This is a genomic window from Pelorhabdus rhamnosifermentans (assembly GCF_018835585.1).
Taxonomy (GTDB): Bacteria; Bacillota; Negativicutes; order UMGS1260; family UMGS1260; genus Pelorhabdus; species Pelorhabdus rhamnosifermentans.
Map to the genome: position 1 here is coordinate 138,119 of NZ_JAHGVE010000011.1, position 7,380 is coordinate 145,498.

A 7,380-nucleotide genomic window follows, 5' to 3' on the forward strand; every position below is an offset into this window, starting at 1 on the left:
GGAAAATGTCATGGATGATAGAAGGAAACTATGCGGGTGTTGCAAATTAGTTTTTACTACCGTACCAGCCAATCGGCCGCCAACGATTGCCGTACCATTTTGGGCGCAGGCAACAGCTAAAGGCGTTGTATGTGGTGAAGATAATACTGGTCACATAGAAGTTTCAGCACAAGGATTAGTTCCACTAGGGGTTTATACAGTATGGTTTCTTACCGACAGGGGTACCTTTCCTGCGGCGCCAACTAATGCTGCTTTTACCAGTGATGGGGCGGATCCTAATCGATTAGTTGTCAATAGTAATGGCGTTTTAAATTATTATATTGCCCTGCTTGATTTTAATCCTTTTAAAGGTGTTCCGATTACTGGTGGAACAGCAACGATTCAAGGCGTTGCCATTACCTATAATATTGATCGCACAACGCATGGCACATCGCCAGGCACCATGAATGTGACGGCTTTTGATCAAGTTGTGTCGCCGCTTTGTTGCCCGCGCATGGATTAAATTTATTTAAAAAAAAGCTGTGGAAAACCCCGTATATGAGGGTTTTCCACAGCTTTTTTTTTACGATTACTCTACTAAACAGAAGCCGCCTTGACACATGGAAAGTTCAGTATCAGGATCATGTTCCATGGGTAAATTTACGCGAGTTGTCACTTGACAGTCTGCTTTCATGAAGCGAACATCATGGACAATAAACCGATAAATAACTAAGCTATCCTTATTGTCGTCTTTGAAATAGTGTTTCATTTCAGGAATGTCATGGAGCATCATGTCGCGTATAACCTGAAAAGTAGGTGAGCCTGCTTTTGTTTCATCTTTGATCCGTCCATAGATGTTTAGCACTTGCTGTTTTTTATCCAGAAAGCACAATTCAATGCGTGGATTTTTTTTTAGATCAGACACTTTTCTAGAATCATATCGACTAAACAGCCAAATATGTCCTTCTTGATCAATATAGGGTTTCATGGGCCGAACATGAGGACGATTCTCATCGATTGTACCCATAAAGGCCACTTCTGATTTAATGATATCAATGACTTCACTTTCATACATAACACGATAACCTCTCTTAATAATCATTTTTACTTACTAATTATACTATATATCAATCTTGGTTAATAGGCAAGAAAAATCGAGATGAAAAGGATAATATTGGTTATTTAGATTATGGCGCAAAATAATTTGTAGCATGGAAAGCATGCAGAAATTTCAATTATATACAGGATTAAGGCAATTTCTGCTTAATACTTTTGGTACGGTCAGGGGAAAGTTGATAATATTTATTTATAATTAATTGAATATTATGAATCAGTGTCGTAAAATCAAATTAACCAAAAATTGTTCGGATGTTGCTAAGGTATACAATAGGAGGTAAAACCATGAAGAACAAATCTAATCGGACCCCTGCTGAATGTGAAATTAGGTCTATTTTAGACTCTATTCATGAAGCGGTAATTGCTATTAACAAACAGGGTATCATTAATGTTTTTAACGCAGCGGCCCAGCGGATTTTAGGTATGACGTCTAAAGCTATGCTGGGTCACTTTGCTGTTGATGTTATTCCCAGTTCGCGACTGCATACTGTCTTACAGTCAGGTGTTCCTGAACTAAATCAGCAACAACAAATAGGGCCCATGCGAGTACTTACCAGCCGGATACCGCTCCGTAATCAAGAAAATCGGGTGAGCGGAGTGGTAGCTATTTTTCATGACATTACTGAAATCAAGCATCTTACCGAAGAAATAACGGATATCACGGAGATGAAACTACTGCTTGAAGCCATTATTGATTCAACACAGGATGCCATATCCGTAACTGACCAAGAGGGACGTATTATTCTGGTCAATCCTGCTTATACCAAACTAATCGGCTTAAGTCGTGAGGAGGTACTTGGAAAAACAGCGACCATTGATATTCGCAAAGGCGAAAGTATGCACATTCATGTCATGAAAACGCTTGAGCCAGTACGTTATGTTCCACTGCAAGCTGGACCTCAAGGGAAAGAAATCATTGTCAGCGCTGCCCCCATTATTGTAAACGGTCAACTAAGAGGTAGCGTTGCAGTTGCTCATGACATCTCAAAACTTAGACAACTAACTGAAGAATTAGGGCGGGTAAAATCGTTAGTTCGCCAAATTCAAAGCCGCTATACTTTTGACGATATAGTGGCTAAAAGCCCAATTATGCTGAAAACAGTGGAACGTGCCCGCCGAGCGGCGGTTACACCGGTAACGGTACTACTCAATGGTGAAAGCGGCACAGGCAAAGAGCTGTTTGCTCATGCTATTCATCATGCTAGCCAGCACAAAAGCGCTCCATTTATACGTGTTAACTGTGCAGCTATTCCCGAATCCTTATTGGAAAGTGAACTATTTGGTTATGAAGACGGAGCTTTTACTGGTGCCCGTAAAGGCGGTAGAAAGGGATTTTTTGAGGAGGCTAACGGTGGAACCATCTTTCTTGATGAAATTGGTGAAATTCCCTTAACGACGCAAGTAAAATTGCTAAGAGTATTACAGGAAAAAGAAGTTCTGCGTGTAGGCAGTACAAAACCGATACCGCTTTGTATCCGAATTATTGCCGCTACCAATCGCGATCTGGCAGCAATTGTCCAAAACCGCACCTTTCGTGAGGATCTTTATTATCGTATTAATGTTTTCCCCATAACGATTCCGCCTTTACGCAATCGTATTGATGAGTTGCCTGAGCTGTCGCATTTTTTATTAAAAAAACTGAATGAAGAATACGGCCGCAACGTACAAGCCTTATCACCCGATGCACTTGCTATATTATCAGATTATCAGTGGCCAGGAAATGTACGGGAATTGGAAAATGTACTGGCTGGAGGGATGATTAACATGTTATTTAACGAAACGTTAATGTCGGGCAAAGATTTACCTCAATTAGGATCAAAAGCTCAGGCCCCTATCCTTTCATCCAAAGTCAATCAACCCGATGACATGGCATCACAAATTTTGGCACCAACTCTTGAAGAAACTGAGCGCCGCGTTATTATTGCCGCACTTGTTGAAAATAATGGTAATAGAGTGGCAACTGCAAAGCATTTAGGTATATCTATCCGCAATTTATATTACAAGTTAAGCAAATTTCATATTTCTTAAACCGGAAATATAAAAAATTAGCAGTAGATATTTTAAATCACTAAAAACTTTGGCACAAATCTTGCAAATAATATATTGTAACTTAGTTACAATAAGTAGGCGCAAAAATGTAAAGTTGTATTCATCCCAAGAACAATCGTTTAGTCTCAGCTTACAGTTCATTCTTGATATTATAGCAACTGCAGCTATTTGCACTGCAGATGCTTGCAAATGACTGCAAATAATTGCAGTTATTTCCGTAAAGAAAGGAAATGACATCCGAAAATATCGGGCGTGATTTCCTTTTTAGCCTGGTCAGACTGTTGGCATACTAATTGCATTGTAGTAAGTTTAGAAATAATATTCTAATTAGGAGGAATTGAGATATGAAGATTTTTGATTACATTAAAAAATATCAATATGAGCAATTGATTTTTTGCCACGATCCAGCCGCAGGGTTAAAGGCCATCATTTGCATTCACGACACGACACTCGGGCCAGCCTTGGGTGGCACCCGCATGTGGAATTATGCTAGTGAGGAAGAGGCTATTCTAGATGTTTTACGTTTAGCGCGAGGCATGACTTATAAAAATGCCGCTGCGGGACTCAATCTCGGTGGTGCTAAGACGGTGGTTATCGGTGATCCGAAGAAAGATAAGAGTGAAGCTTTATTCCGGGCACTTGGCCGCTACATTCAGGGTTTAAGTGGCCGTTATATTACCGCCGAAGATGTTGGTACTTGTGTGGAAGATATGGACTATATTAAAATGGAAACCAATTATGTCGCAGGATTAACATCAACAGTCCACTCTAGCGGCGATCCATCACCAGTGACAGCATATGGAACGTGGAAAGGCATCAAGGCTTGCGCGAGCGAAACTTGGGGCAGTGATTCGATGGAAGGCAGGACTATTGCCATACAAGGGTTGGGGCATGTCGGCTTCGCACTGTGCAAGTTACTGCATGACGAGGGCGCCAAATTAATTGTTACGGATATTAACGAAGGCAATGTAATGCGCGCGGTTACTGAGTTTGGTGCAAAAGCAGTTCAGGCTAACGAAATTTATGGCGTCGACTGTGATATTTTCTCACCCTGTGCTTTGGGAGCGATCATTAATGACGATACAATTCCTCAATTTAAATGTCGAATTATCGCTGGTTCAGCTAATAATCAACTGAAAGAAGAACGTCATGGTGATGTTATCACTAACAAAGGCATTCTTTATGCGCCTGATTTTATTATCAATGCCGGTGGTGTAATCAATATCTATGACGAAATGCTTGAGGGAGGCTACTGTCCTGATCGGGCGTTAAGAAAAGTGGAGTCTGTTTATGGTAATGTGAAACAGGTTATTGCCATTTCCAAGCGCGACAAGATACCAACCTACCAAGCTGCCGACATATTAGCGGAAGAGCGTATTAAAACCATAGGCCGAGTGAGGAAAACTTATCTGTAGATAGGAAAGGCTTACAAGACTATTTAATCTTGTAGTCCTTGCATGGGCCGATTTACGTGCTGAGCGTGCGGCGGCTGAGGCAGTCGATTAATTCCATATTGTATTAGGGTACAGGTATTTACTTTTTGGTATTTTTTTCTTTGAATAAGTTTTCATATAACGTCAAATTATAACGGTAGGCTTCCTAAAAAATATTATTGGAGGTGCCTGTCGATGGGAAAAGTGATGTCGGAAGAAACGAAATATAAATTAGCACACGATCTTGGTTTTGGCGAGAAAGTCGAAGACAATGACTGGAGCGATGTTACTACGGGTGAAGTTGGCTCGATGGTTAGAGAAGCCATCAAACGTGGTAGCGAAGTAGTAGAAAAAGAAGCGCAAGCGGAAAATGGTGTAGCTCATCAAAATGCTAAATAGATAAAGATGACCTGAAGTTATTTGGACTTCGGGTCATTTTTTGTTGCGTCACATGCCTGCCATTGGTGCCATGTGACGCAACAATCCTCTGTCTCGGTTTAGACCGGAGTAGAGGATTGCTTATGTTTGTAAAACATTCTATAAAGAAAAAACTGCTATTTATCACTAGCAGATTTTTTGGCGTATTTAAGGCGGATAAATTTATTTAGGTGCATGGAAGCTCTTCCGCCACAACAACGGTTTTTATATTTTCCGTTGGGCGGATAGTCCGTTTTATTTACTTTCTCACTGGTCTGATATACTTAAAAAACCGTTCCGGATTGTGATAAAAGTATATTATTCTACCGGGGGAAGTATCAAAGCAGTAGCCAGTGCCTGCAAAATCAAAAGTTGCCATTGCCTTTTCAATTTTTTCCTCTACTCTACGATTTTCCTGCTCATAATCAAATGGCCCATGTTCAAAAACAATATACTCGGCCTCGGGAACATCAATCATAAGCATTTGTGGCGGTACTTCGCCTTTATAATCTAAAGGAAGACGTGTACCGTAACACTCTGTGCGTGGAATACCCCAATCGCAGAGTCTGCCGTCCGGGTCGTTAATGTACGCCATAATCTGACCGCTGTCGCCGTTAGATTCGCTCCCGCCATCGTCATCCAATTTGCCCTTGATACTATCGAGTAAGCCGCAAATTGTTTCACAGTCCTGTCCCGGAATAAGACTTTGCTTTTGCCAAAAATCCCAATACCCATTACTCTCATAGTTCTTAATGTGCAAAAATTTATGTGCGGGAATGGTTACAAAATAAATTTTAATATCATCTGTAGATTTCATCATACCAATCTCTCCTAATCCTAAAAAGTAGCGGTCGAAAGGGTTTATTTTTGTACGAAGAACGACAGGCTTAGGCTTTTTTCGGTATTCACTTGGAGTTACACCATATGTTCCCTTGAAAGCTCTGGTAAAAGCTTCATGTGATGAAAAACCATAATTAAAAGCAATATCCAAAAGGCTTTTTTCACTATCCCGAACCTCTTTTAGTGCAAAGGCTAATTTCCTATGCCGCAGATAATCCCTAAATTGCATATCCGATATTTCTTTGAATTTTCTCGTTGTATAAAATTCGGAATAACCCAACCTGCGAGAAAGAAAGCGTAGTGTCAAGGCTTCATCATTATAATTTTTAATACATTTGTCAATTTCATCAACGATTATTTGAATTTGTTTCTTCCACTCGTACATTCGTCTGTTCAACTCGTTTCAATCACCCTACATTCATTATAAAGAAATAGAGAGATTACTGCTTGATTTTACTTGCTAACAGATATTTACAATCGGAGAAAGCACTTCAGTTATTTACAAAAAACTGCTATCAATATATCTTGGCGATTCTCGATGAGAAAATAGATATAGCCAGGAATTGTAGCTAAGTTAAAAATAGCAATGTTAGTAGGTATTTCGCAGGGGAACTTTACTTTCACACGGAACACCTGTTTGGCATTTGCCGCAGCCATATCTCGGAGCATACTTTTCAGTTGTTTTATCCAAAAATGCTGAGCAGGCTATATGATCTTTTCCTTTCTTAATAGAGATTGCTCCAGCGGGACATTTTTTTACGCAGGCACCGCAAAGGCTGCAATATTCATAAATTGATTTGTAGTTTCTTGTGTCAGTGGGTAGTTCTAGTTCGGTAATAATGCTGGCGAATCTTCCGGCAACACCTTTAGCTGTTATCAGGCCTTTAGAAAGTCCGAATGTACCCAATCCGCAAATAAAAGCGACATGTCTTTCCGACCAATTGCTGGTAAAGGCGGCTTGGGGATGGGGCGTATTGGGGTTGAACCCGGTTTTTGACCAAAAATTTTTATCAAGCGACGGTACTATGCTATTATAACCTGCGCGTAGCAATATGGATTTTAAATAGATGGTTAATTTATTTAGAAACGCTTGTCCTTCAATACGACCATGCAGCCATGCGTCGGCAGGCCAGACGCTGTCTTTAGTATTTTCTCTTTTGATCTCTTGGCTAAAGGGAAGGAAAAAAGAGATAACTGTTTTTGCTTCTGGCAGCCATTGCTGTGGATGTCGGAAATGATCGCCAATTCCAGTTGGTTTTTCTAATTCATCGAAATATGGATCAACCGCAGAGCCAAAGGAAAAAATAGGCTCTTCAAATATTTTCATACCGATTATCTGCGTAGAAAGGGCAATTTCTTTTGTTATATAATTGTCTTTTTCGTTTTCTACAAAGTGCGCAGCGGCTTTACATATATCTGTTTTATTCATTCTAATCACCTTTGTTGTATGTATTTTACTAGTATATCTGTGTCAATAACTTTTGAAAATGTCACCTAAAAAGGGTTCTAATTATCGGATGAAAATGTCACTTTAGAATTTAAGCAT

7 protein-coding genes are annotated in these 7,380 nt (G+C 40.0%); 4 read left to right on the forward strand and 3 right to left on the reverse strand.

Going from position 1 to position 7,380, the window contains the following annotated elements:
* Positions 1-10: 10 nt before the first annotated feature.
* A complete protein-coding gene (locus Ga0466249_RS14600) occupies positions 11-502 on the forward strand; it encodes a hypothetical protein (protein ID WP_215830201.1) in 492 nt (163 codons plus the stop codon).
* A 66-nt stretch (positions 503-568) separates the two neighbouring features.
* Here the strand turns inward: Ga0466249_RS14600 and Ga0466249_RS14605 are convergent, their stop codons facing one another.
* Positions 569-1,054, reverse strand: coding sequence for a pyridoxamine 5'-phosphate oxidase family protein (locus Ga0466249_RS14605; protein ID WP_215830202.1), 486 nt, complete (start codon positions 1,052-1,054; stop codon positions 569-571).
* Between the two features lie 326 nt (positions 1,055-1,380).
* Here Ga0466249_RS14605 and Ga0466249_RS14610 point away from each other — a divergent pair, with 326 nt between their 5' ends.
* The 3 genes from Ga0466249_RS14610 (at position 1,381) to Ga0466249_RS14620 (ending at position 4,976) form a co-directional block, all read left to right on the forward strand.
* Positions 1,381-3,123 carry a sigma-54 interaction domain-containing protein gene (locus tag Ga0466249_RS14610; protein ID WP_215830203.1) on the forward strand — a complete coding sequence of 581 codons (1,743 nt, stop codon included), beginning with the start codon at positions 1,381-1,383 and terminating at the stop codon, positions 3,121-3,123.
* Between the two features lie 365 nt (positions 3,124-3,488).
* On the forward strand, positions 3,489-4,559 hold the full coding sequence (locus tag Ga0466249_RS14615; protein WP_215830204.1) for a Glu/Leu/Phe/Val family dehydrogenase: 1,071 nt from the start codon (positions 3,489-3,491) through the stop codon (positions 4,557-4,559).
* A 213-nt stretch (positions 4,560-4,772) separates the two neighbouring features.
* Positions 4,773-4,976 (forward strand): small, acid-soluble spore protein, alpha/beta type, encoded by a 204-nt coding sequence (locus Ga0466249_RS14620; RefSeq protein ID WP_215830205.1) that lies wholly within the window; start codon positions 4,773-4,775, stop codon positions 4,974-4,976.
* 277 nt (positions 4,977-5,253) lie between these two features.
* On the opposite strand, the gene Ga0466249_RS14625 is transcribed toward Ga0466249_RS14620, so the two are convergent.
* Together Ga0466249_RS14625 and Ga0466249_RS14630 are read right to left on the reverse strand one after the other, a co-directional pair.
* Positions 5,254-6,219: a helix-turn-helix transcriptional regulator gene (locus Ga0466249_RS14625; RefSeq protein ID WP_215830216.1), complete on the reverse strand. Its 966-nt coding sequence runs from the start codon at positions 6,217-6,219 to the stop codon at positions 5,254-5,256.
* A gap of 204 nt (positions 6,220-6,423) precedes the next feature.
* Positions 6,424-7,263: a 4Fe-4S binding protein gene (locus Ga0466249_RS14630; protein WP_215830206.1), complete on the reverse strand. Its 840-nt coding sequence runs from the start codon at positions 7,261-7,263 to the stop codon at positions 6,424-6,426.
* Between the last annotated feature and the right edge of the window lie 117 nt (positions 7,264-7,380).

Coding starts and splice junctions, on each gene's coding strand:
- Ga0466249_RS14605 (WP_215830202.1), bottom strand. CDS start 1,054: ATGTATGAAAGTGAAGTCATTGATATCATTAAATCAGAAGTGGCCTTT.
- Ga0466249_RS14600 (WP_215830201.1), top strand. CDS start 11: ATGGATGATAGAAGGAAACTATGCGGGTGTTGCAAATTAGTTTTTACT.
- Ga0466249_RS14630 (WP_215830206.1), bottom strand. CDS start 7,263: ATGAATAAAACAGATATATGTAAAGCCGCTGCGCACTTTGTAGAAAAC.
- Ga0466249_RS14615 (WP_215830204.1), top strand. CDS start 3,489: ATGAAGATTTTTGATTACATTAAAAAATATCAATATGAGCAATTGATT.
- Ga0466249_RS14625 (WP_215830216.1), bottom strand. CDS start 6,219: ATGTACGAGTGGAAGAAACAAATTCAAATAATCGTTGATGAAATTGAC.
- Ga0466249_RS14610 (WP_215830203.1), top strand. CDS start 1,381: ATGAAGAACAAATCTAATCGGACCCCTGCTGAATGTGAAATTAGGTCT.
- Ga0466249_RS14620 (WP_215830205.1), top strand. CDS start 4,773: ATGGGAAAAGTGATGTCGGAAGAAACGAAATATAAATTAGCACACGAT.